The sequence below is a fragment of the Bacillus sp. TCT6 genome (genome assembly GCF_056033845.1).
The window spans coordinates 805,395-829,298 of the sequence record NZ_JBVYHX010000001.1 but is presented as its reverse complement, the minus strand read 5'-3'; the positions used below and the strand labels follow the sequence as shown (position 1 = coordinate 829,298).

At 33.9% G+C, this 23,904-nt stretch carries 23 protein-coding genes and 1 riboswitch; of the genes, 6 read left to right on the top strand and 17 right to left on the bottom strand.

Annotated elements, in window-relative coordinates; genetic code table 11:
- Positions 1-108 precede the first annotated feature (108 nt).
- Entirely contained in the window at positions 109-612 is a 504-nt protein-coding gene (gene hmoB, locus AC0ONG_RS04125) for a heme-degrading monooxygenase HmoB (RefSeq protein WP_000644095.1), read from the top strand.
- A 170-nt stretch (positions 613-782) separates the two neighbouring features.
- Here hmoB and AC0ONG_RS04120 read toward each other — a convergent pair whose 3' ends face one another.
- The 13 genes from AC0ONG_RS04120 to AC0ONG_RS04060 all read right to left on the bottom strand — a co-directional run bounded on the left by AC0ONG_RS04120 (position 783) and on the right by AC0ONG_RS04060 (position 17,613).
- Entirely contained in the window at positions 783-2,198 is a 1,416-nt protein-coding gene (locus AC0ONG_RS04120) for a PH domain-containing protein (RefSeq protein WP_000278154.1), read from the bottom strand.
- The gene (locus tag AC0ONG_RS04115; RefSeq protein WP_001182720.1) at positions 2,191-2,667 is read right to left on the bottom strand and encodes a PH domain-containing protein; all 477 of its coding nucleotides are present in this window, start codon (positions 2,665-2,667) and stop codon (positions 2,191-2,193) included. Before AC0ONG_RS04115 ends, AC0ONG_RS04120 begins: the two co-directional genes overlap by 8 nt.
- Positions 2,668-2,873: 206 nt before the next feature.
- Positions 2,874-3,815: a DMT family transporter gene (locus AC0ONG_RS04110; RefSeq protein WP_000939629.1), complete on the bottom strand. Its 942-nt coding sequence runs from the start codon at positions 3,813-3,815 to the stop codon at positions 2,874-2,876.
- Positions 3,816-3,904: 89 nt separating this feature from the next.
- The gene (locus tag AC0ONG_RS04105; protein ID WP_001208943.1) at positions 3,905-4,651 is read right to left on the bottom strand and encodes an SDR family NAD(P)-dependent oxidoreductase; all 747 of its coding nucleotides are present in this window, start codon (positions 4,649-4,651) and stop codon (positions 3,905-3,907) included.
- A complete protein-coding gene (locus tag AC0ONG_RS04100) occupies positions 4,648-5,385 on the bottom strand; it encodes a 2OG-Fe dioxygenase family protein (RefSeq protein WP_000144818.1) in 738 nt (245 codons plus the stop codon). The genes AC0ONG_RS04105 and AC0ONG_RS04100 overlap by 4 nt, the downstream gene beginning before the upstream one ends.
- A gap of 478 nt (positions 5,386-5,863) precedes the next feature.
- Entirely contained in the window at positions 5,864-12,052 is a 6,189-nt protein-coding gene (locus AC0ONG_RS04095; RefSeq protein ID WP_474203516.1) for a SpaA isopeptide-forming pilin-related protein, read from the bottom strand.
- Positions 12,053-12,112: 60 nt separating this feature from the next.
- Positions 12,113-12,205: riboswitch (cyclic di-GMP riboswitch) on the bottom strand.
- A gap of 172 nt (positions 12,206-12,377) precedes the next feature.
- Positions 12,378-12,914: a TetR/AcrR family transcriptional regulator gene (locus AC0ONG_RS04090; protein ID WP_000028014.1), complete on the bottom strand. Its 537-nt coding sequence runs from the start codon at positions 12,912-12,914 to the stop codon at positions 12,378-12,380.
- A gap of 451 nt (positions 12,915-13,365) precedes the next feature.
- The gene (locus tag AC0ONG_RS04085) at positions 13,366-13,791 is read right to left on the bottom strand and encodes a hypothetical protein (protein ID WP_002083032.1); all 426 of its coding nucleotides are present in this window, start codon (positions 13,789-13,791) and stop codon (positions 13,366-13,368) included.
- A gap of 224 nt (positions 13,792-14,015) precedes the next feature.
- Complete coding sequence (locus AC0ONG_RS04080) at positions 14,016-14,669, bottom strand: DUF975 family protein (RefSeq protein WP_474203515.1); 654 nt, start codon at positions 14,667-14,669, stop codon at positions 14,016-14,018.
- A 201-nt stretch (positions 14,670-14,870) separates the two neighbouring features.
- Positions 14,871-16,313: a PH domain-containing protein gene (locus tag AC0ONG_RS04075; protein WP_000278226.1), complete on the bottom strand. Its 1,443-nt coding sequence runs from the start codon at positions 16,311-16,313 to the stop codon at positions 14,871-14,873.
- Positions 16,306-16,782, bottom strand: coding sequence for a PH domain-containing protein (locus AC0ONG_RS04070; protein ID WP_000371368.1), 477 nt, complete (start codon positions 16,780-16,782; stop codon positions 16,306-16,308). Before AC0ONG_RS04070 ends, AC0ONG_RS04075 begins: the two co-directional genes overlap by 8 nt.
- 79 nt (positions 16,783-16,861) lie before the next feature.
- Positions 16,862-17,029 (bottom strand): hypothetical protein, encoded by a 168-nt coding sequence (locus AC0ONG_RS04065; protein ID WP_000783816.1) that lies wholly within the window; start codon positions 17,027-17,029, stop codon positions 16,862-16,864.
- Positions 17,030-17,031: 2 nt separating this feature from the next.
- Complete coding sequence (locus tag AC0ONG_RS04060; RefSeq protein ID WP_000164836.1) at positions 17,032-17,613, bottom strand: TetR/AcrR family transcriptional regulator; 582 nt, start codon at positions 17,611-17,613, stop codon at positions 17,032-17,034.
- 115 nt (positions 17,614-17,728) lie between these two features.
- On the opposite strand from AC0ONG_RS04060, the gene AC0ONG_RS04055 reads away from it, so the two are divergent.
- Positions 17,729-17,863: a YjcZ family sporulation protein gene (locus AC0ONG_RS04055; protein ID WP_102981857.1), complete on the top strand. Its 135-nt coding sequence runs from the start codon at positions 17,729-17,731 to the stop codon at positions 17,861-17,863.
- A gap of 37 nt (positions 17,864-17,900) precedes the next feature.
- Here the strand turns inward: AC0ONG_RS04055 and ecsC are convergent, their stop codons facing one another.
- Genes ecsC through ecsA form a run of 3 tightly spaced genes read right to left on the bottom strand, consistent with a single transcriptional unit; the run spans position 17,901 to position 20,569 of the window.
- Complete coding sequence (gene ecsC, locus AC0ONG_RS04050) at positions 17,901-18,608, bottom strand: ecs operon protein EcsC (RefSeq protein ID WP_016077987.1); 708 nt, start codon at positions 18,606-18,608, stop codon at positions 17,901-17,903.
- Positions 18,609-18,621: 13 nt separating this feature from the next.
- Positions 18,622-19,833 carry an ABC transporter permease EcsB gene (gene ecsB / locus AC0ONG_RS04045; protein ID WP_001089121.1) on the bottom strand — a complete coding sequence of 404 codons (1,212 nt, stop codon included), beginning with the start codon at positions 19,831-19,833 and terminating at the stop codon, positions 18,622-18,624.
- Positions 19,826-20,569 (bottom strand): ABC transporter ATP-binding protein EcsA, encoded by a 744-nt coding sequence (ecsA, locus tag AC0ONG_RS04040; RefSeq protein WP_001292598.1) that lies wholly within the window; start codon positions 20,567-20,569, stop codon positions 19,826-19,828. The genes ecsB and ecsA overlap by 8 nt, the downstream gene beginning before the upstream one ends.
- A gap of 561 nt (positions 20,570-21,130) precedes the next feature.
- On the opposite strand from ecsA, the gene AC0ONG_RS04035 reads away from it, so the two are divergent.
- The 3 genes from AC0ONG_RS04035 (at position 21,131) to AC0ONG_RS04025 (ending at position 22,965) form a co-directional block, all read left to right on the top strand.
- Entirely contained in the window at positions 21,131-21,565 is a 435-nt protein-coding gene (locus AC0ONG_RS04035) for an HIT family protein (RefSeq protein WP_001016835.1), read from the top strand.
- Positions 21,566-21,745: 180 nt separating this feature from the next.
- A complete protein-coding gene (locus AC0ONG_RS04030; RefSeq protein ID WP_000030302.1) occupies positions 21,746-22,108 on the top strand; it encodes a YtxH domain-containing protein in 363 nt (120 codons plus the stop codon).
- Positions 22,109-22,407: 299 nt separating this feature from the next.
- Complete coding sequence (locus tag AC0ONG_RS04025) at positions 22,408-22,965, top strand: HTH-type transcriptional regulator Hpr (RefSeq protein ID WP_000834924.1); 558 nt, start codon at positions 22,408-22,410, stop codon at positions 22,963-22,965.
- A 5-nt stretch (positions 22,966-22,970) separates the two neighbouring features.
- Here AC0ONG_RS04025 and AC0ONG_RS04020 read toward each other — a convergent pair whose 3' ends face one another.
- Positions 22,971-23,306, bottom strand: coding sequence for a DUF1878 family protein (locus AC0ONG_RS04020; protein WP_000383656.1), 336 nt, complete (start codon positions 23,304-23,306; stop codon positions 22,971-22,973).
- A gap of 115 nt (positions 23,307-23,421) precedes the next feature.
- On the opposite strand from AC0ONG_RS04020, the gene AC0ONG_RS04015 reads away from it, so the two are divergent.
- Positions 23,422-23,616, top strand: coding sequence for a hypothetical protein (locus AC0ONG_RS04015; RefSeq protein WP_000172690.1), 195 nt, complete (start codon positions 23,422-23,424; stop codon positions 23,614-23,616).
- Positions 23,617-23,904: the final 288 nt, after the last annotated feature.

The window sequence follows — 23,904 nt, the reverse complement described above, 5'->3', positions numbered from 1 at the left end:
ATGATGGTACATTTATTATTTGAAAAAGAAGTATCTTTATGTATATAATCTTCGAAGTTTTTTAAGAGAGTTGATATAATAGAAACAAACTATTAAGGGGGCATTAAAATGAAGGCTATTATTTCATACGAAACACCTCTAGAACAATCACATTTCACTGCAAAAAATGATGAGAAAAATATGTTTTATAAAGAAAATACAGAAGAATCTGTAGAAGGCTCACTTCAGTATGACGTACTAGATGCTGTCGGTGAATTTAAAGGACAACCTGGCTATATCGTTTGTAACAATATTTCTGTAACAGACGAAGGTCGCCCAGTATTTGAAAACCGTTTTAAAAACCGTGCAGGCCTTATTGAAAACGAACCAGGATTCCAAGCGATCCGTGTTCTACGCCCATTAAGTAACGATACATATGTCATCTTAACGATGTGGGAAACGGAGCAAAACTTTAAAGACTGGACAGAATCACGTTCATTCGAAAACGCTCATAAAAAACGTCCTGCACAAGCAGAAGGACAAGCACAGGCACAGGCGCATCCACATGCCGAACAGCAAAAGAGTATTTTCTCTCGTCCGTCGTTCGTGACTACTTTTGATGTGTTAGTTTAATTAAAAAGTGATAAAACACTGACAGTACGTGAAATTATATTAACGGTTTTTCGAATATATCTATCATACCTTTGAATATATCAACGATTTTTTCAATTTATCTATCACATCTTGAAATATATCAACGATTCGACTAAAGATATCGATTTAATGACAAAAAGGAAACACCATTACACACCGGTGTTTCCTTTTTCTTTGTACCAATTATATATACGAAGCGAATCTTTTTTTCTCATATGCTTTACTTCATAACCGCGCCCGGCTACCGCTACAAGAGTTGTACATAATTCATCTTTTCTTTGAAAATACGATTGATTATAACCTACTGCTTGAACATGTCTTCTTCGCATTATTCCTGTATATTTCGAAAAATTACGATATACAACCGTTAGTTGATTTTCTCTTAATTCATAACCACCACTTTTATATCTAGCATACGCAAGTAACAAAAACACGATAAATAACGGTAAAATAACAAACAACGCAATATATCGTTTTAAATATATACTCACGCTGGCAATTAGAACTGTGAGTATGATACTTATTAACCAGCCCATAATGAAATAACGACGCAACGCTGTTTTTGGTAAGTGAACGATCTCCGCTTCGATTTCATAAGGTAACTCTAAATATGTGAGCAGGTGCTGTACATCTTTTTTCTTCATAAATGGATGCAACATTACTTCGTTACTTGCTGCTCCAATACTTTGAATTGCTTCCACTTCAACAGCACAATAGCCAAACGGCTGGCGAAGCATACCTTCTTTTACAGTAATCGCTTGAATGCGGTGCAATTTTAAGACAAACTCTTTCTTTTCAAATAATCCTTGAACGATACGAATCTCTTCCCCTTTTCGCCCAATTTTAAAGTTTGCATATTTCAACACATATCCAGCCGTGGAAATAATCCATGAAATTGCCATTAAAATTAATGCAATTACAATTAGTTTATAAACACCGTTTCCCATCACATACGCTTCTACTTTACTTGTGAATCCTTCAGGAAGAACAAAATCAAACTTTGTGTAAAGAAGTACTAGTCCAGAGAACACTAGTCCGAACCGACCAGATGTAATCGCTGCGGCTAAAACCTCTTTCGCTGTTAACTGATAAACCGTCTTGCTTTCTTCCTCTTCTATTTCTTCTTTTACAGTAGTTTCTTTCTTATGTAATACAGAGATTAAATGTTTTGCCTCGTCTTCTTTAATACCAGCCAACATCACTTCTGGTTCATTACCACCACCGGCTACTTCTATATTTAACTTCATGAGTCCGAGCATTTGATAAATGAAGTTAGAAGACGTACTAATATTTTGTACACGCTCTTTATTTAAATAGCTTTCCTTCTTTACAAAAACACCGTGCTTTACATGTAACATATTATTCTCAATCCAGTACACTTTAAAATACCATTTAATTGCTGAAAAAATAGCCATGATGAATAAAACAACCAGAAGGAAAAGATAAAATAAATACCAAGGTTCCACTTGTTCATCAGGTTTAAATAAAACAAGAATAATAAGTGGCAACAAACTCGCAACCCTAATACCTAACAATATCGTGATCGGATGTTGCCTCTTATACATCCTCATCACTCACTTTCGCAAGTTCTCCAATTTGTCTTTTCAGCTGTTCTGCTTCTTCTTTCGTTAAACCTGGGATACTATGAGAAGTTGCGGCTGTTGAAATGTGTAATTCTGCTAAATTATACTTTCTCATAATCGGCCCTTGCTCAATCGTTACGTGCTGCACACGGATCATCGGAATAAGTACGCGTTCTACAACAAACATTCCCTTTTGAATCTCAATCTCTTCTTCATTTAATCTGTAACTATAATAGCGCTGACGTAAATTTGGAAACACAAAATAATCAAGTGGAATAAATGTAATGGCTCCTGTTACTAATAGTCCAAACAACCACCCCCACCAGTTAAAGTTAATCATGAAAAAGAAATATGCAATTACGACTGTTAGTATAACTGCCGCCCCAATTAAAGCGTGAATCCTCCACACTTTCAGCATATTAGAATGAATCTCCCTTTCTAACGGCTGCATCTCATCACTCCAATTCTATGAATTTATTACTTATATATTATCAAAAAATAAGGTTTTATATACATTTTTGTAAATTTATAGTCAAATAAATATAAGTGAATCAAAAGCATGTTAAAAAACATATATTATAAATATGAATTATATTAGACCAAATAAACCCTGCATGATTCATGCAAGGTTTATCGTTTTATACACAATATATTTCATCATTGTTGAGATATACTAGCATCGCTTTCAATTCGATTTTCTTTTTGACTCAGTTTTTTATCTTTAGATTTTTTTAATGTTAAAGTCATGCCAATAAAAATAAAAAGAATTCCTGTTATTTGCATTAAAGTTGGACGGAATCCAGTAAGTACAGTATCTAATAATATTGCCACTGCCGGATCTAAAAAAACTAATATTGAGATTGTTTTTGTAGATAAATGGCGTAAACTATCAAAAAACAGATAATACACTATCCCAGTGTGAATAAAACCAGTAGCTATAATATATGTCCAATTACTTTGAGTGAGGCCACTAAAAGCATCTAAATCTATAAATGGTATTAAAAGAAATATCCCCAAGAATGTTTGTAAAAATGTCATTGCATACGCACTCATTTTGTTAATCCCTTTACCAAATAAAGTTGTAAATGCATAAAAGAGAGCTGCAAGAAATCCCCATATCATACCTGAAGACATTAATGAGCCTACAGAGAAGCTTCCATCGATACCAGCAATTAATAAAGCTCCCACAAAACACACAATTATTGAAATGATAGATATTAATGTTAATTTTTCTTTAAAGACGATACTTCCAATTAACAGTACAATTACTGGTGCAAGATGATAAACTGAGATAGCAATTGTAACTGACATATTTTCAAAGGCTTTAAATAAGAAAACCCAATTAAATACTAAGAAAAAGCCACATATTAAAACTTGAATAACTTCTTTTCGTTCCCATTTATCTTGTTTATATTGCCCTGTAAGCAACCAGCATACACTTAAAAATATTGTCGCAAAAATACACCTTACAAACACTAATTCAAACGAAGGCAAGTTTGTTTGAACAGAAAAAAATCCAACTGATCCAAAGATAACCATTGACGCTATCATCTTTAAGGCCGGCACCGTTTTCTCTTGCTTAAAACTTTTTTGAAGCAAATTAATCCCCCTCCAATAAAAAAATCTGTTTATAGTGAGAAAAACACCAGCCTAAAAAAGGACAGGTGCTTTTCCTCAAAAACACTCAACTACAAGTTTTTCCCAGCAGTCCAACCACCATCAATTACAAAATTAGAACCAGTAATAAAGCGGGCCTGATCAGAAATCAAGTACTCAATACATGAAACAATATCCTGCGGCAACCCCCAAGTATCTAAAGATTGATTACTTTTTATCATAGACATCAAGGCTTTATTACTAAAGTATTCTTCTGTAAGTTCAGTTCTAATAACACCAGGAGAAATGCTATTTACTCTTATATTTTGCTTCCCAAATTCCATAGCCATCTGTTTAGTCAATCCGATTAAGGCATGCTTTGATGCCACATAAGCAGCTCGCTCTGGTTCAGCCATTAATCCAGAAACCGATGCTATATTCACAATACAACCTTTTATTTTCGATTCACACCATCGCTTCGCTACTTCCCTAGAAAGTATAAATGGGGCTACTAAATTTACATCAATTACTTTTTTAAACATATCATCGGATAAATTTAAAACAGGTGTTATCTCTCGAATACCAGCAGCATTTATTAATATATCAGGAGAAAGCTTTTCTAAATCTAATTGAGTAAAAAGATTATGAATCGCTTCACTATTACTTAAATCAATTTGCACTACTTTCAAAGGCATATCTGTTTTCATATAATCTATTAAGTTATTATTATTAATATCAAGAGCTATTACATGAAAGGATTTTTCTAAAAAGTATTTTATACAAGCATGACCTATACCACTATTGGCTCCAGAAATCATAATTATTTTATTCTCTCTCATTTTGTCTCCTTATAAGAAAATGTTACTAATAAAATATCACGAAAAGCTTCAGTACTACATTCTGTTCCAAGTGGAGTTACGGCATGGAAAACCTTTTGTCCAAATACTAAAGTTTCTAAAGGCTCCTTCAAACTTATAAACTGATTAATTTCCCTTGGAGAATTAGCTATTAAATTATCTCCGCCAATAGCTGTATTACTTAAATTCATAAGGTGTAAAAACACTACTGGTTCATCATCTTTATGTAACCAAATAGGTGAACTAAAAGATGGTCTTTCTTTAGTAGCTTTATATCTTACTTGATGTAAACCTATAATTAAATCTTTACTTGTATCTATTATATTTGTTTTAAATGCAAATTCAGTATCGAAACGCACGATATTTTGAATTAAAGGATTATATAAAAAACTATCATTTATGCTATGGAACTGTCTAACTTTACCGCCATCATCATAGTTATATTCTTTAGATTGGAAGTAATCATTACTATTATCTAAAATATAATCTGGTGAATCAACATACTTTATATACCTTGAATAAGATCTAGCACGGCATTCACCGTACGCATCATCTTCCAAATTATAATAATCTAACTGTGCTTGTGTTAATAAACGATGATTCTCTTCCTCTTGTAAAAAGATTTCATTTGAGATTTCAAGGAATCCCTTAGATTCAAATTCATGTACCTTTTCTTCTATGCTAAAGCCACTCATTTTACTAAGAACAAACGTCATTATAAAAACCTCCACACTATTGTATTTTTCTTTCTCACCCTATGTTAGAAATGCAATAAGTAACCGAGATTATTGCTTAATAAAATTAAAAATTATGATATTCAATTAATACACCAAATGAAATATATGTAATCCATTAAAACTATTTCTTAAGCAATATTATATATCCTCTTGGTTATTTTTTCTAATTATCTGAAGATTTTTCAACATTAGTCTTAATATTCAAAATTAAAGAAATGTATTTTTCAGAAAGAGAAAACTGCGAGTATTGCAATTATTTATGTATATAACTTTTTTTAAAATTATATTTTAAATATAACTAGTTTTTTATAATTTTTTTGATATAATTACATACGGGAAACGGGAAGAATTTTGTCTTCCCAAGTGTTTTTATTTGCATCTAGTTCTTTTGCTAGATGCCTTTTTTTATGTTAAAAAAGGTATCCTCAAATACTTTGAGGATACCTTTTCACTTTTATTATCTCTGCTGTTTTCTACCTAATACGAGTAATCCAAAACTCATCATTACAAGAAGTGCTCCCATATATGGTTCCACAGGCATTTTCTGCCCTGTCTTTGGTAATTCTTTTTCCGGTTTTTCTGGACCCGGTGTTCCAGGCTTTTCTGGACCTGGTGTTCCAGGTTTTTCTGGATTCGGTGTTCCAGGTTTCTCTGGATCTGGTGTTCCAGGTTTTTCTGGATTCGGTGTTCCAGGTTTCTCTGGATCTGGTGTTCCAGGCTTTTCTGGATCTGGTGTTTCTGGAACTGGTGGTGCTAAATGATTCAATTTGTTTAATACTTCTAATTGAACTGCATTTATCATTCCATTTGTAATTTCAAATGGAATTGGATTAGTTAATTTTTCATATCCTTTTGGTGCTTCTACTTCTACTAGTGTGTAGTTACCTACAGATAGATCTGCGATTTTTGCCTTTCCATCTTTATCTGTTGTTACTTTCACTACTACTTTGCCCGCTTCATCATGAACTTCAAACACAGCTCCTGATAAGACTTCCTTGCTTTCAGCAGCCATTTTTGTAATCTCCACTGAACCTTTGTCTAACTGTTCATTCTCTACTTTCAATGATAAGACTTTCGTCATACCTTTTTTAATTTCGAATGATACTGGTTCCGTTAACTTCTTATAACCTGGTAAGCTCTTCGTCTCTACTAATTTGTATTTTCCTACTGATAGATCTGAAACGTTTGCTTTTCCTTCTTTATCTGTCGTTATTTCAGTTACTATTTTGCCTTGCTCATCTTGTACTTCGAAGACTACGCCTTCTAATGCTTTTTGGCTATCTTTATCTACTTTTGTTACTTCTACATTTCCCTTGTCTAACATTTCATTTTCTACTGTTAAAGCAAGAGATTTTGTCATACCTTTTTCAATTTGGAAAGTAATCGGATCTACTAATTGTTTATATCCTTTTGGTGCTTTTACTTCTACTAACTTGTATGTGCCAACTGATAAATTAGTGACTTGTGCTTGTCCTTTTTTATCTGTCGTTATTTTAGCGACTACTTGTCCTGCTGCATCTTGAATCTCAAAGACTGCATCAGCTAAAGCATCTTTATTTTCTTTATCTACTTTTGTAATTTCTACATTTCCTACATCCACTAATTCATTTTCTACAGTCAATTGTAATGCTGTAACTCTACCTTTTTCAATTTCGAATGAAACTGGCTTTTCTAGTGGTTTGTATCCTACCGGTGTTTCTACTTCTACTAACTCATACTTTCCAATAGATAAATCTGAAACTGTTGCTGTTCCTTCTTTATCTGTCGTTACTTTCGCAACTACTTTTCCTTTTGAGTCACGTACTTCAAATACAACATTTTCTAATGGTGCTTTACTGTCTTTATCTATTTTTGTGATTTCTACATTCCCCGTATCTACCATTTCATTTTCTACAGTGAACGTTAAAGATTTTGTCATACCTTTTGTAATTTCAAATGGTACAGGCTTTTCTAATTTTTTGTAGCCTGGTAAACTATCTACTTCTACTAGCTTGTACTTTCCTACTGATAAATCTGAAACTGTTGCTTTTCCAGCTTTATCTGTCGTTACTTTCGTTACTACCTTGCCTTTGTCGTCTTGAACTTCAAAGACTACCCCTGCTAACGGTGCCTTATTATCTTTATCTATTTTTGTAATTTCTACATTTCCCGTATCTACCATTTCATTTTCTATTTTTAATGATAGAACTTCTGTCATTCCTTTTTTGATTTCAAACGATACTGGTTCTGTTAATTTTTTGTAACCTGGTAAGCTTTCTTTCTCTACTAATTTGTACTTTCCTACAGATAAGTCTGAGATTTTTGCTTTACCATTTTTATCTGTTTTTACTTCCGTTACTACTTTGCCTTTTTCATCTTGCACTTCGAAGACTACATCTTCTAATACTTTTTTACTATCTTTATCTACTTTTGTAATTTCTACTGAACCTTTATCTACTAGTTCATTCTCTACTTTTAATGATAAGACTTCTGTCATACCCTTTTTAATTTCGAATGATACTGGCTCTGTTAGCTTTTTGTAGCCTGGTAAGCTTTCTACTTCTACTAGTTTGTAATTTCCTACAGATAGATCTGAAATTTTCGCTTTTCCTTCTTTATCTGTTGTTACTTTCGTTACTACTTTGCCTTTTTCATCTTGCACTTCGAATGTTACGCCTTCTAATAACGCGCCACTTTCTTTGTCTACTTTTGTAATCTCTACTGAACCTTTATCTAACAGTTCGTTCTCTACTTTCAATGATAAAACTTTCGTCATACCTTTTTTGATTTCGAATAATACTGGTTCTGTTAATTTTTTGTAACCTGGTAAGCTTTCTACCTCTACTAGCTTATATTTCCCTACTGATAAATCGGAAACGTTTGCTTGTCCTTCTTTATCTGTCGTTACTTCTGTTACTATTTTGCCTTTGTCGTCTTGAACTTCGAAGACTACGCCTTCTAATAATTTTTGACTATCTTTATCTACTTTTGTAATTTCTACATTTCCCTTGTCTAACATTTCGTTTTCTACTGTTAAAGCAAGAGATTTTGTCATGCCTTTTTCAATTTGGAAAATAATCGAATCTACTAATTGTTTATATCCTTTTGGTGCTTTTACTTCTACTAACTTGTATGTGCCGACTGATAAATTAGTAACTTGTGCTTGTCCTTTTTTATCTGTCGTTATTTTAGCGACTACTTGTCCTGCTTCATCTTGAATTTCAAAGACTGCATCAGCTAAAACATCTTTATTTTCTTTATCTACTTTTGTAATTTCTACATTTCCTGTATCTACTAATTCATTTTCTACTGTTAGCTTTAATGCTGTTACTCTACCCTTTTCAATGTCGAATGAAATTGGCTTTTCTAGTGGTTTGTATCCTGCCGGTGTTTCTACTTCCACCAACTCATACTTCCCAATAGGTAAATCTGAAACGTTTGCTTTTCCTTCTTTATCCGTCGTTACTTTCGTAACTACTTTTCCTTTTGAATCACGTACTTCAAATACAACATTTTCTAATGGAGCTTTACTATCTTTATCTATTTTTGTTATCTCTACATTCCCTGTATCCACCATTTCATTTTCTACTTTTAATGATAGAACCTCGGTCATGCCTTTTTTGATTTCAAATGATACTGGTTTTTCTAGCTTTTTATAACCAGGTAAACTTTCTACCTCTACTAATTCATACTTTCCTACAGGTAAATCTGAAACATTTGCTTTTCCATCTTTATCTGTCGTTACTTTTGTAACTTCATTACCCTTTTCATCTTGGACGATGAATGTTACTCCCGCTAACGGTGCTTTATTATCTTTATCTATCTTTGTTATCTCTACATTTCCCGTATCTACCATTTCATTTTCTATTTTTAATGATAGAACTTCAGTCATGCCTTTTTTGATTTCAAATAATACTGGATCTGTTAGTTTCTTATAGCCTGGTAAACTTTCTTTCTCTACTAATTTGTACTTTCCTACTGATAGATCTGCGATTTTTGCTTTACCATCTTTATCTGTTTTTACTTCCTTTACTACTGTTCCAGCTTCATCTTGCACTTCAAAGACTACGCCTTTTAATGCTTTTTTGTTGTCTTTATCTACTTTTGTAATTTCTACTGAACCTTTATCTAACTGTTCATTTTCTACTTTCAATGATAGGACTGTTGTCATACCTTTTGTAATTTCGAATGATACTGGTTCTGTTAGCTTTTTGTAGCCAGGTAAACTTTTCGTCTCTACTAATTTGTACTTTCCTACTGATAAATCTGAGATTTTTGCTTTACCATCTTTATCTGTTTTTACTTCTGTTACTACTTTTCCTTGCTCATCTTGCACTTCGAAGACTACGCCTTCTAATACTTTTTGACTATCTTTATCTATTTTTGTAATTTCTACTGAGCCTTTGTCTAACTGCTCATTTTCTACTTTTATTGATAAAGCTTTTGTCATACCTTTTGTAATTTCAAATAGTACTGGTTCTACTAGATTTTTGTAACCTGGTAAGCTTTTCGTCTCTACTAATTTGTACTTTCCTACTGATAGATCTGAAACGTTTGCTTTTCCATCTTTATCTGTTACTACTTTTCTTACTACGCCATCTTTCTCATCTTGGACTTCAAATTCGACACCGGCTAATACTGCCCCGTTTTCTTTGTCCACTTTTGTAATTTCTATATTCCCTTTGTCTACCATTGCATTTTCCACTTGTATTGGGAATATGCCGTCCCCTGTTACATTTACTTCGAACTCTGTTTCTTTTAATTGGTAGCCTTCAGGTGCTTTTGTTTCTTTTAAAATATATTTTCCTGGTGCTAACGGTTTAGAGATTGCCTTACCATCTTTATCTGTAACAATATGTTCGACTACTACACCGTCTTTTACTATATCAAACTCTGCATTTGCTAATGGTTTTTCACCATTTTCCGAATCAATTTTCTTTACTTCAATTTGACCCTTTTGCATAGTATTTTTAATTTCAATTGTTTTTATTTCTCCAGCTTGAAGTGTAACCTCTACTGGGCTTGTTAATTTTTGATATCCTTCTGGTGCTACTGTTTCATAAACTTTATACGTCCCAGGAGCTAAAGTTTGAGGTACTGAAAAACCTTTTTCGTCCGTTTTCAGTTTTACAACAACTTCATTTGCACTATTTCGAACTTCAAATTCGGCACCTTTTAACCCTTTATTCGGATTCTCAGAATCTGTTTTATGAATCAATACTGTACCATCTTTTGGAGCTTCAGGCGGCGTAATAGTTACTTCTTTTGATGTTAATGTTTTATCATCAAAATGCAATTCCGCTTTATTAGGAATCTTCTTATCTACGTAAGAAGATAAGTCTGCATTATTTTTTATTTTCGCCTTGATACTGAGATTGATTATCTGGTCTTCATATGACTTATAGTCAAAACTCTCACCAAACGTAAATGTTACTTCACTTCTTTGTTTATCTATATTTAACGTTCCTTTAGAAGTAATATCTTGGCCATTTTGATCATACACTTTTGCCTCTAATACTTCTAAAACATCTTCTAAATCATCACTAATTACCATAGATGTGTATTTAGGAGGATCGTTCGGTATATGTGTACCAACTTGGTATTGAATAACTTGATCCATTTGTGTTAACTGCTCATTCTCTACAAGCTTGCCATTCTCATCAACTATATTTTTTTCAATGCTAGGTGGATTATTGTCACCTGAACCGGATCCTCCTCCACCACTTACAAATACTTGTCCTACTTTTTCTTCAGTTTTAATATTTTTACCTTCTAATTTCACAGTATTTTTATGAGGCTTTGCAGCAGGATTTGTAACCTTTGTTTTATATCTTAAAATATAACCTTTTGAACTGTCTGGAAACTCAATTGTAAATCCAGTCTTCGTTGCATTTATTTTAATGTTAGATAAATCTGCTGGCTTAATATTTGTTGGTGCATAACCATCTTCAAATACAGCCTCTTCTAATACTACGCTGTCTGTAATTAACTCATGCCCAGGTCCTAATGTATCTGTTAATTTAAGATCTTGCATTTCTGTTCCAGTTGCATTTACGTATACAAGCCAATCAGCAATTGAAGGATCTTCTTGATTATAAGAACCCCATTTCAATAAATTTTCCGTATTGGGCTGTGGCTTCGGTCTCTCTGTCGTATTATTTACACTTACTTCTTTATTGACGATTTGACCATCAACGTTAAATTCTAATGGAATTTCTTTAACACCATCATATGCTTCTAGACCAAAGTAGAATTCTACGAATAAAGAGCCTTTAATGTTATTCTTTCCTTCTACGTAATCACCCATAGTACACGTTAATAGACCCTTTTTCATCTCACATGTACCAACTGTTTTTCCTTCAGCATCTTTTAAAGGAAAACTCATATTCATAAGGTCTTTTCGAAACTCTTTTGGCATATCAATTGTGAATTGATCTCCACTTTTTATTTTTTCTTTAGCTGACCACTTCACTTCTACTTTCATACCATCTGAGGCTTGATACGGTTCAGATGTCGTGCCATCAGTACGGGAAATATTAATTTCGTCCACTGGACTTTTCATCACAGCAGCTTGAATAACTGGAGCCCACACATTCAGCACTGAAAATAATACTAGAAAAACTAATGAAACCATTGAAATATGCCTTTTAGTACTTTTCATTTGCATAGTTCCCTCCTATTTTTTTATATTTATATAACAAAAAAAGACCGTCCGGTTGCATCAAAAATGTGCAACCAGACGATCTTAGTAACCAATATGTATTACCGTAGACTCTAAGCTTTGCGGCCTATCCTTTCGAATAGTGTGCTAAAAATATCTTTTATTCTTTTTTTGTTTCATTTTCCTCTTAAACCAAATATTACTATACCGTCTGGACGGTTATAATTCAATACTCTATAAAATTGTTCTATTTTTCTAATAAAAAAAACAATTCACCACTACATTAAATAAGTAATGGTGAATTGTTTTCGCATTATATAGTTCGTATATTCTATTTATACGAATTATCAATAAGAGCTTGAATCACTTTTTCTCTTAACTCGGGGCTTAGTCTGCCAACCCCTAAATATTCCGAATACCATAATCCATCTGCTGCTAATCTAATAATTGTTGCACAAACTGAATCTATCTCATCGTTTTCTATATTCTTTTGCAGTTGCTGAAATGATTGTTGTAATGGCTCAAGTAATTCAGGTTTTAACATGAATGCTGCCATCATACTACTAGACAACTCTTCTGTTCTTCTCTCATTACTTAATCTTTCCTCTACAAAAGAGCGAACCCATCTCCCTTTCCTCTCTGAGTCTTCCGCTACTTTATTGTAAATAGCGCCCTCATAATCCTCTATCCCTCTGACTATCATACCTTCTATTAAAGCTTCTTTATTTGCAAAGTGATACAATAATCCACCTTTACTTACACCCGCCTCTTTTGCCACTGCTTCTAAGGTTAATTTAGCAACCCCTTTACATTGCACAATTTGAGAAGCGGCCGCCAAAATCTTTTGCCGCGTTATGCTGATACTCATTCCTTTTTAAAACCCCATTTCTACTAAATTTATATAAATACGAATCTTATTTTTAATATTGTTGATTACTACTAAGTATTTTCTTTATACAACAAAAGCTTCATTACCTTTGAATTTTTAGTTACTTATTCTATTAAAAATTTCCATATCATTCAATATGATAACATTAAATACACAAAGTCGACTATACATCTATACTTTTGTATTCATTCCTAATATATCCATCAATAAAATTTACCGATGTAGTCCTTCTTATTACTTTATAAGACGGCAGTAATTCTTTCAGCATTAAATAAAAAATGTTATTACTCCCATCGAATCGAGTAATAACATTTTACTTAACAAATTCGCGGCCAACTAGCATCCTTCACATCTTCACTAGTCGGTTTTCTAACTGATCCAATAAAGTGAAACTTTATATCCGCAACATGGACAGGTGTATTTCATTTTGTCACTCCATTATTAACTTGTTTTCCCATATATTCCGACTCACAAAGAATGTAACAGCACAAATCATAGTTATCCCTATGAAAAATGTATTAGAATCTTCATATGTAGTTGGAATGCCTACCGTTACGAAAACAATACTAAAAGCTAAAAATAGATATAATAATAAAGATATAATATAGCTTAGTTTAAATCGTAAAATGATACCTCTAAACAATAGCTCACCAAGTAGACAGCCACCTAAAATAATAGGTACTCCGAAATACAATGTAAGGACTCCCATTTGCGCAGTAGATTGAATTATCTTTCCAATTATGTTCGGCGAAACCAGCTCACTATCGTTTCCCATCCTATCATATAAATCAAGTGCTGTTGCTGAAATAAAGAAACTTAATATAGAAAATGAATACGGTATTAAAAATTTGCTCACTCTCATTCACCTCGCTTTTTTCTTTACATATATTATTCATTATTTCCTATCATTTTTACATAAAAAAATAACCCTCTATGATAAAACATAGAGGGAAGCATTTCTATATAAAAATCTATACCTTATCCTGAAGTGAATCCCGAAAATAGGACAAATATCAAAACACCTAAACCATCTGCTATCTGCTCCCTACATTCTTTAGGGTAGATAGTTTATATGTTTTATTAGAAAGTAGTGCTCTCTTTTTTATAATATTCTTTTGAAATCTCTTCATAAAATGCTGCCGATGTCGAGTAGAAATAAGGTGCTAACCATAAGAAACCGATTCCTATAGTAAGAATACTTAATATGAACCAGCCTAAGAAACTTAAGCATAGTAAAAAGTAATCCATTTTATGTCCATTCATCATATGACGACTCTCAGTAATCGCTTGATTCGCTGTATATTCTGGATGATCATTCAAAATAAAATATGTCATAGAATAAGAAAATGATTTAATAATACCTGGAATAATAAGAAGTAATGTCCATAGAGTCAAGTATACATACATTAGTAAATATGTTAAAAACGACTTCATCAACTTACTTCCATCGCTAAACCATCTAAATATATGACCAATGCGAGCATCAGTCCTACGAATTGCATTTAAAACAAGATAATAGACACCTATTGTTAATGGACCAATAACAAGCATTACAATAATACTTACTGTGAGTGAATCACTTGCTTCTTCCCAACCCCAAAATATCGAAAAAATACCTGTTGTTAGCATTTCAACAGCTCCAATAAGGATTCCAATTAATAAAGTTGCCCCTACCGCTAATCCCCATCTTCCTTTTAATGCATCAAGTGCTTCTCTTTTCAACTGACTTATCATATATAACCTCCTAATACTATTTATATTTTAGTATACCATTTATATCAAAAATTCCACAGATTCCTCTAAAATAGAAGAATATTACCTTTTTTCATACATATTAATACATGTGTGCTGTAGTTGTACTGCTCTATCACTTAAACCACTCATTTCCTTATAACAAAAAAAGCCTGCCCTTCATAATAGGCAAGCTTTCTCAAATTATTCCTCACTCATTCTCTTCTTATACCAATCCTGCATTCTCTCCGCGTCTTCTACTCTCGTATGCTCTATTTTATAACTAGATGATGCACTAGAAAACTTATACGTACATAAATCCGCGCGGCGCTGGAAATATGATTGTGTCTTCTCCATTGATTGGACGTGTCTTCTTCTAATAAGTCCTGTGTATTTTCCGACGCTACGATAGACAAGTGTAATTTGTTCTCCGTTAACACAGTAACCATTTGTTTTAAATGTTGCGTAGCCAAGTGTAAAGATAAGGATTGCGAGCGGTAGTAATGCCCACATGATGTAATACTTTTCAAAGTATACGCTTATTCCAGTAAGCGGGATTGCTAGCATAGCGAAGAAAATGAAACTATCAATGAGATAGCGGCGCAATGCTGCTTTTGGTAACGAAGTAATATTTGTATTCAGTTCGTATGGTAATTGTAAATGCGCGAGTAACTGTTGCACTCGATTTTTTCGAATGATAGGATGCAGTGTAACTTTTTCTTCTTTTCCCTCACTTTGAATGACTTCTACTTGCACAGCACAATAACCGAACGGTTGGCGTAAAATGCCTTCTTTTATCGTAATCCCTTGAATACGGTGCAATTTTAGTACGAGTTCTTTTCTTTCCAGTAACCCTTGCGAAATACGGACTTCATCATTTTTTCGATTTACTGTGAAGTTACCATGTTTTAACGCGTAGCCAATTGTCGATATAATCCACGAAAGGACGAGCAAAATAGCTATCATGAAAATCCAGCCATATATATCATGTTCCATTACATACGACTTTACGCCATTCTCTATCCATTTTGGAATGTACTCATCTACTTGGTGATACACAAAAAAGATTAATGAGAATAATAGTCCAAACTGACCAGATGTAACAGACGCTATTAAAATCTCTTTCCACGTTAACTTGTACTCTGTCGTTTGCTTTTCCTCTGTAACGATTGCTTTTTCTACTGTATTTTCTGCTGTTTCGTCTAACGTTTTTTCTGCTTTCACTTCTGGAGTTGGCTCATTTAGCAAAGCAATAAGCTCCGCCGCTTCTTCTGCCGTAATACCAGCTAAGCTAACTTCTGCTTCATCGCCCCCACCAGCTGTTTCAATCTGAATTTTTTTCAAACCGAGCATTTGATATAGTACGTTAGAACTTGTATTAATCGTTTGAACACGTTCTTTATTTAAGTAGCTCTCCTTTTTCACGAAGAGACCTTTTTTCACATGTAATACGTTATTTTCAACCCAATATGTTGTGTAATACCATTTTTCAAATACTGAAAAAACAGTGAGTAAACCAAATGCTGCGGGAATTAAATACCAAAACGGGAATTTTCCGTTTAAGCTAAACATGAAAATAATGAGTGGTATAAAATCTGTTATTTTTAATTCTAATAACATCGTGATTGGATGCTGCCTCTTATACATCCTCATCACTCACTTTCGCTAATTCTGCGATTTTCGTTTTCAACATTTCTGCTTCATACATCGTTAAGCCTGGGATGCTGTGAGAAGTTGCTGCTGTTGAAATGTGTAATTCTGCTAATCCGTATTTTCTCATAATTGGTCCTTGTTCAATCGTAACGTGCTGCACACGAATCATCGGTACTAATACGCGCTTTACGACGAAAAGACCATGCTGAATTTCAAGTTCTTCTTCATTTAGTTGGTAGCTGTAATAACGTTGACGTAGTTTCGGGAATAAGAAGTACGAAAATGGCGCGAACACAACTGTTAGCCCAATCATCACATACAAAATCCACGCCCACCAATCAAACTTTATCATGAGGAAAAGGTAAGCTAAAATGACGAGTATACCGATCCCTTCTTCAATTACAGCACGAATTTTCCACACTTTGACCATGTCAGGGTTAATTTCATTTTTCAATGGATCCATGTAACCACTCCAAATCTAGTAATCTAATATACGAATACTCTTAATCTATATTTTACATAACTTTACAGAAAATTAAAATTTAATCTTCTTTCCTCTCTGGAATAAAATATCCGAACCAAAGTAGCCAAATAAAACCGATTAACTTCATCCAACTTCCATCTGCTTGAAAAGCCTCTATCATGCCTGGAATTTTATAAACTCCAATGAATCCAAGAAAACCGAGCCACCAGTTTTTTTGCATTTTCATTTTTACTCCTCCTTCATGACGCTTTTCACATTTCGAATCCAAATTTCTTTATATTTTAACTGAAATCCCATGAGCATATAATTGCTCATATTATCGATCACAAGCGCTAGCGTATGAGCGTTTTCTTCCGTTGCATGTTGTGACACAACGCCCAGTCTCGCGCCTTGCTTCAATAAATCGTGGAAACCATGTAAGAAATCCTCTTGTATTTCAAATAATCGTTTCTGATACTTTTCATTTCGCGATGCAGTTACGATAAATTCATTGATAACGCGTAGTATTCCTTCTTGCCCTTCATACTCAGAGAGCATATGTAAACCATCTGCGATTAGCTTTTCTGCAAAATTTTCTTTCGTATACTGCTCTTTATCGAAGTAATTTGCAAAATGATAATCAGAAAAAATCTCTTCAAATAAAAAATCAACTAACGCTTCTTTAGAAGAAAAATGATAGTAAATAGCCGGTTTTGAAATACCTACCTCTTTCGCAATCATGGAAAGACTCATCTTCTCAATGCCGTGCTCTGCCATGAGTTTAAATGATGCCTCGACAATGTTTTGCGATGTTTGTAAATTCTTTGTCATACTGTACCTCACTTATTTTTACTTACCGGTCGGTAAATAAATTATAAAATGAAACTGAATAATTTGCAAGTTAATAAGAGTTTACACAGGAAGTTCTTGATAAAGTGAAACTTTAATCAGCCTCCATAAACAGCGGGATAAAGGCGGCGATGAGGCTGGTCACGATAATAAAAGCGGATTTCCATCCATTATTGTGCTCTTTATCATATTGATTGTAGTCGGAGTTGGCTATAGCGAAATTAACTTCTAAAAAAAGCATCCTAAATCACACATTTAGGATGCTTTTTTTACTTTCTATTTAGCAATCGCATACGATAACAATTCATTGTCACTTCTCCAAGTCTTTGCAGCAATTGATAGTTCGCATATGCGCCTACCGGGGCACCGATTACTGGTACGAGCTGAAGCATTTTCGCTAAATCGATATAGTCTCGGTATTCTGTTTGGAACTTTTCCCAGTCCATATGATTTTCTTTTTCTGTATCCCACGTTTCAATTGCTTTCCATATTTCTTTTCTGTGACTGTCACTTGAAAAGGCGAGTTGGAAAACGTGAAGAATAAAAAGACGCTCTTCTTGTTTACTTGTATCAAATCCATACAACGTTGCTGCATCGAATAAAAATTTAATTTTAATCGTAAGTAAAAGCGGAAAGTCAGCAAGACCGAGTAAAATACCACCAGCCCCCGTCCCTGCTCCTTCTGCCGCAGCTATTTTTTTGTACTCATCCATTTTTTTACGCACTTCGTCATCACGTCTTTGCAGTGACCATGTCGTCTCTTTTAGCTTCGGCTTTATAAAGTTTGATCCGGCGCTGATCGTTTGCACCATCATCCGAATCGTTTCTGTTAAGACTTTTTGCACTTTCGCCGGAATAAGCTGTTGTACTTTCGTCTGCACTTTCTTTGAGAACCGTGTCATCATAGAAGAATCTTTCATGAATGTAGCTTTCCACTGCTCCAGTTCTTTTATAACCTTTTCTTCATATGTAATCATAGGTTCATTCCCTTCAATTTAAACGTTCAATGCGCTTCGCACCGTATTGGTAAACGAAACCGATACTAAATAATATGCTTACGACAAGTAAAATTCCTGTCATCATGAAATCTTTCGTTGCTAGTGCAAATATAACTGTAAAGATTACGCTCCCGATGATTAGAATCACATTTAATAAAGTAAGAAAATCTTTCTTCTTTTCATCTACCTTTACTGGATACAAATCAAGCCAAATTTTCATGCGGTGATGTTTCCATAAAGTTAATAGCTGATAGCCAATTAAGTATAGGAAAATAAAACTTACGATAAATTGCCCGTATAAAAATGGAATGAAGTAAAGAATAACTCCTCCAAGAGCGAGCAGACGCACATATAATCCAAAATAGTTACCTGATCTTAAAAACGTTCTCGTATATAAGTATAAATATGTGCGCTTTTCGCCGATTATCGACAGAATGAAATCCAGCCATTTTCGGCGAGATACTCTTTCTTTTAATGCTGGTACATCAACGAACATATTCGCAATTCGGTACAGCAGCATCATTTTCTTACCTTCTTCAGAAATTAAATACTCCCAGTTTAGCGGCTTTCCTTTTACCATTTGATGCATGATAGCAAGATATAACACCATGAGCAGAACGATTCCGCCAATAACAAGAACTGAAGTACGTTCTACAAGGAAATATACAAATAAACCGTTTAAGATAAAACGAATAAACCAATCAGCCCTTTGTATATTTTGATCTGTTAAAAATGATTTTTCCCACGCGACGAATAAATTCCACGCTTTTACAATGACAAATGCGAGGACAATCCATATGTAAGCAGCTCCTGTTTGTTTCATTTGCTGGAAATATAACGGGGCAAGCGCAGCTGCTACGATTGCGATTATGTATAACTGAATCATAAACGTAAAAAGAAATGCCTTTGTGAAGTAAGGTTTTAACTTTTCTTCAACTGGCAGTAAGTAAACGAGATCCGCTTCTTTTAATAACGTTTGAATGGATCCAGCCGTTAACACGAGTCCAATTAATACTGCCATTACGAGCGCAGTTGGAAACGAAGATGTTAACGTTTGTAACCATTGCTGGTAATAATACGCTCCCGCACCGATGATGAACACGAAAATAAATTTCAAATGATCATTAAATACGTATTTACTATATGTACGAACTTCTTTTAGAAAGTGACGAAATCGTTCTTTCCATAACGCTGTGCTATTCATAATCTTCTTCCTTTGTTAGCGCGATGTAAATATCATCTAACGTTGCACCTGGCATATTAAACTGTGATTGCAGTTCAGATAACGTTCCCTTCGCTCTTACTTCACCTTGATGCAAAATAATGAACGAATCACAGTAACGCTCTGCCGTCGCTAAAATATGTGTGCTCATTAAAATACCGGCACCACTCTTTTTCATTTGATCCATCATTTGAAGAAGGGATTGAATTGCTAACGGATCCAACCCAACGAAAGGTTCGTCTACTATGTAAAGAGATGGCTCAACTAAAAATGCGCTCATAATCATTACTTTTTGTTTCATCCCTTTTGAGAAATGAGATGGAAACCATTTTAAACGATTTTTCATGCGAAATTCATGTAATAGTTGTCCTACACGTTCTTCATATTGTTTTTCATCAACTCCGTACGCCATCGCTGTTAATTTCAAATGCTCTTCTAACGTTAATTCATCATATAATACCGGCGTTTCTGGAATGAATGAAAAGCTAGAACGGTACGCTGTCATATCATCACGAATTGTTTTCCCATTAATTGTGACAGTTCCTTTTTTCGGTTCCATTAAACCGATAATATGTTTAATCGTCGTACTTTTACCAGCTCCATTTAATCCGATTAAGCCGACAAGTTCGCCTTTATTAACAGAGAACGAAACGTCTTTTAATACAGGTCGTTTCGTATATCCTCCTGTAACATTTTCTACACGCAATAACTCACTCATACGACACCACTTTCTTCATTAGTATTCATTCTATATTCATCTTACCAAAAATTATGGTGTACTACATAGTATCCATGTACTCAAAAATAAATTTAAATTTATTAGCATATATTTTCCCGAAAGCGGACATCATAATTAGTGAAGAAGGAACACATTGAAAAAGCGACCACCAATTGATGAGTACAACAACATAGTTAAGTCATCATGAAATGGGGTGTCCATGTTGGACAAAGAAATTTACACATAACCAGATCATTTGTTTCATTTTCGAAACGGGGTGTCTCCGAAAGAGCATATACTGTTTTAAAAAATAAACAATTTCCTTTTATGAAAGATTGCAATTCATTTCACTTGAAAATGGGGTGTCTACGGCAGAAACTTTAGCCGATTTACCGTGCATTTCTTAAATAAATGAGGTGTCTGCGAAACGTAAATTACGATAATGCTTTTTCAATCCCTCTTCAGAAAACAGGAAGCTGAGTCAGCTTCCTGTTTTTCGTGTTTGTTCTCTTATGTAATTATGGTAAAATACGGCTAAGGATATTTGAAAGGATGAGATCAATGAATCATACAGCAGACAATTGTATTTTTTGTAAAATCATTGACGGGCAAATCCCTTGCTCAAAAGTATACGAAGATGAACATGTGCTTGCATTTTTAGATATTAGTCAAGTAACAAAAGGACATACTCTTGTTATTCCGAAAGTTCACAAACAAGACATTTTTGCGTTAACGCCAGAAATCGCATCACACATTTTTTCTGTCGTTCCAAAAATCGCAAATGCGATTAAAGCAGAGTTTAATCCAGTTGGCTTTAACCTACTTAACAATAACGGTGAAAAAGCTGGACAAACTGTGTTCCACTTCCACCTTCATTTAATTCCACGCTACGGTGAAAAAGATGGTTTCGGTGCTGTTTGGAAATCACACCAAAATGAATACACTATGGAAAATTTACAAAACATCGCAAGTACAATTGCAAATAGTGTGAAATAATGACACTATAAGAAGGCGTAATACATAACAAGCCACTTCCCTGAAGTCATCAAATTCCGCATGGCTTGTTTCTTCACTTAAAATGCTCAGGGATGATTGTTTGTGCATAGCACATATAAGAAAGATATGCATATTGTTTTACATCATGAATACGAACAAAAAATAAGGAGGTCTCCTTTTATGTCAAAAGCTAAATCCTTTATTACAGGTGTTATTTGCGGGGGAGCAGTTGCTGGACTAGCCGTTCTTTTCTCAACTCCTTCTTCTGGTAAAGACATGCGCGGCAAGTTAAAAGAAAAAGGAAATGATATTAAAAAGACTTTAGCTGATATTACAGCTGATACGAAATTATTAAAGCGTCAAATTGTTGAAACTGCTTCAGAAGGTAAAGAAGTGTTTCAAGAACTAAAAGATGACATGCAAGACACGCTTTCTAACTGGAAACAAGATATTTCTCAAAACAAGCGCCATATTGAGAAAGAAATTTTGGACATCCAAAAGTCAATTGAGAAACTACAAGAAGCTGTTCCAGAAAAAGCGTAAACAAATTCCTGCTTAGTTTTTTGCATATAACAAATATTTTTTATATAAATTGACCTTGACACGGCATATCGTATAGATATGCCGTGTTTTTATGCATTTACAATATATGTTATCAATTAACATGTAAGGACAACGCATGTATTCACGACTCATAAAACGCTTCCATAGTTATGCATGATTTGTATAGAATGTCATTTTGTTAAAAAATTTTCACAATTCTCACAAAAAGACTTTATTAATTTTTATTTTACTGGCATAATAGATAGTAATGAAAAAAGAATGTTAAAGTGGGTGAGTACATGAAAAGTGGAGAAAAAGATTACTCGGTAAAAGAAGCGATGATTTTCAGCCAACGCATTGCTCAATTATCGAAAGCGTTATGGAAATGTGTAGAGAAAGATTGGCAGCAGTGGATTAAACCTTACGATTTAAATATTAATGAACATCATATTTTAACAATCGCTTATCATTTAAAAGGGGCTTCTATTTCTGAGATTGCTAAGTTTGGAGTTATGCACGTATCAACGGCGTTTAACTTCTCTAAAAAGCTTGAAGAACGCGGCTATCTTGTATTCTCAAAAAAGGAAGATGATAAACGAAATACGTACATTGAAATTACAGACAAAGGGGAAGAATTACTACTTCGCTTAATGGAGGAGTATGATCCTGAAAATAATTCAGTGTTTAATGGGGCTCTTGCACTTCGTAATTTTTATGGGAAGTTCCCAGAAAATATCGAACTGATTGCAATCCTGCGTAATATTTACGGACAAGACTTCATCGATATTTTTGAGAAATCATTAGAAGATATTGAAGAGAACTTTACAGAATCCGATCAAAAGTTAGTTAAGAAATAATCTATTTATTTTTTCGCAATCATGCTTAAGAATTCATTCATAAGCGGCTTAAATAAACCTTGTTTTGCTAGCGCTTCCGCAGTTTCGTTTACTTCGAGCTGATGTGGAAGCGCTTTTTCAAATTGATCTAACAGCGCATCGAACAAAAGAAGCCCTTCTGCTTTCTCCACTACATATTGCTCGTTCAGTTTTTCACAAAGATTTAGTATACGTTCAATATCTTTTTTACGAGCTTTTTTCTTTATGATCAAAGAATAAAATGGACACTTCTCTTCATCAATCATTTTAAATAGTAGGTCTACGTAGTATTCAGCTTGTTCTAATCTTCTAACAACGTCCATTTTCTCCCTCACTTTCTAACACAAAGTCTTCTATTTCTGAATTTTGTAACACGAACAAAATATCGTGTGATACAATATATGTATATGTATTTTAGCCAAAAGGAGGTCTCGCCTCATGACACTTATAACAGTTGTTTTTGTCGCATTCGCACTTCTTGTTATATTTTACACGAATTTCATGACACATACACTGTGTGAACGAAAACAAATAGCTGCGAGCCGCCAGCCCGGTGTCTTTCGGGTTATTAATGTATGTATAACAATTTTATTAATTTCTAGTTATATAGAAATTATATTTCATGGAAAGTGAGGAAGGAAAGCCCCTTCCTCACTTTTTTCCTCTATAAGCAAATTATACCTACAATAACCAATAAAATAAACAGTACAAGTAATAAAATAAGTTGAGAATTCATCCCCATCCCCTCCTCTATTCTGTATATGCGGCATACGCCCAATATGGCACACTTTCAAAATCTGACACGTACTGGTTAATTTTTCTTTATCAATATGAAAACGCGTCGAAATATGATATATTAAATTTTGTACATATTGCTTATACTATAGAACAAAACATTCATCAAAACTTTATCCTCAGCCA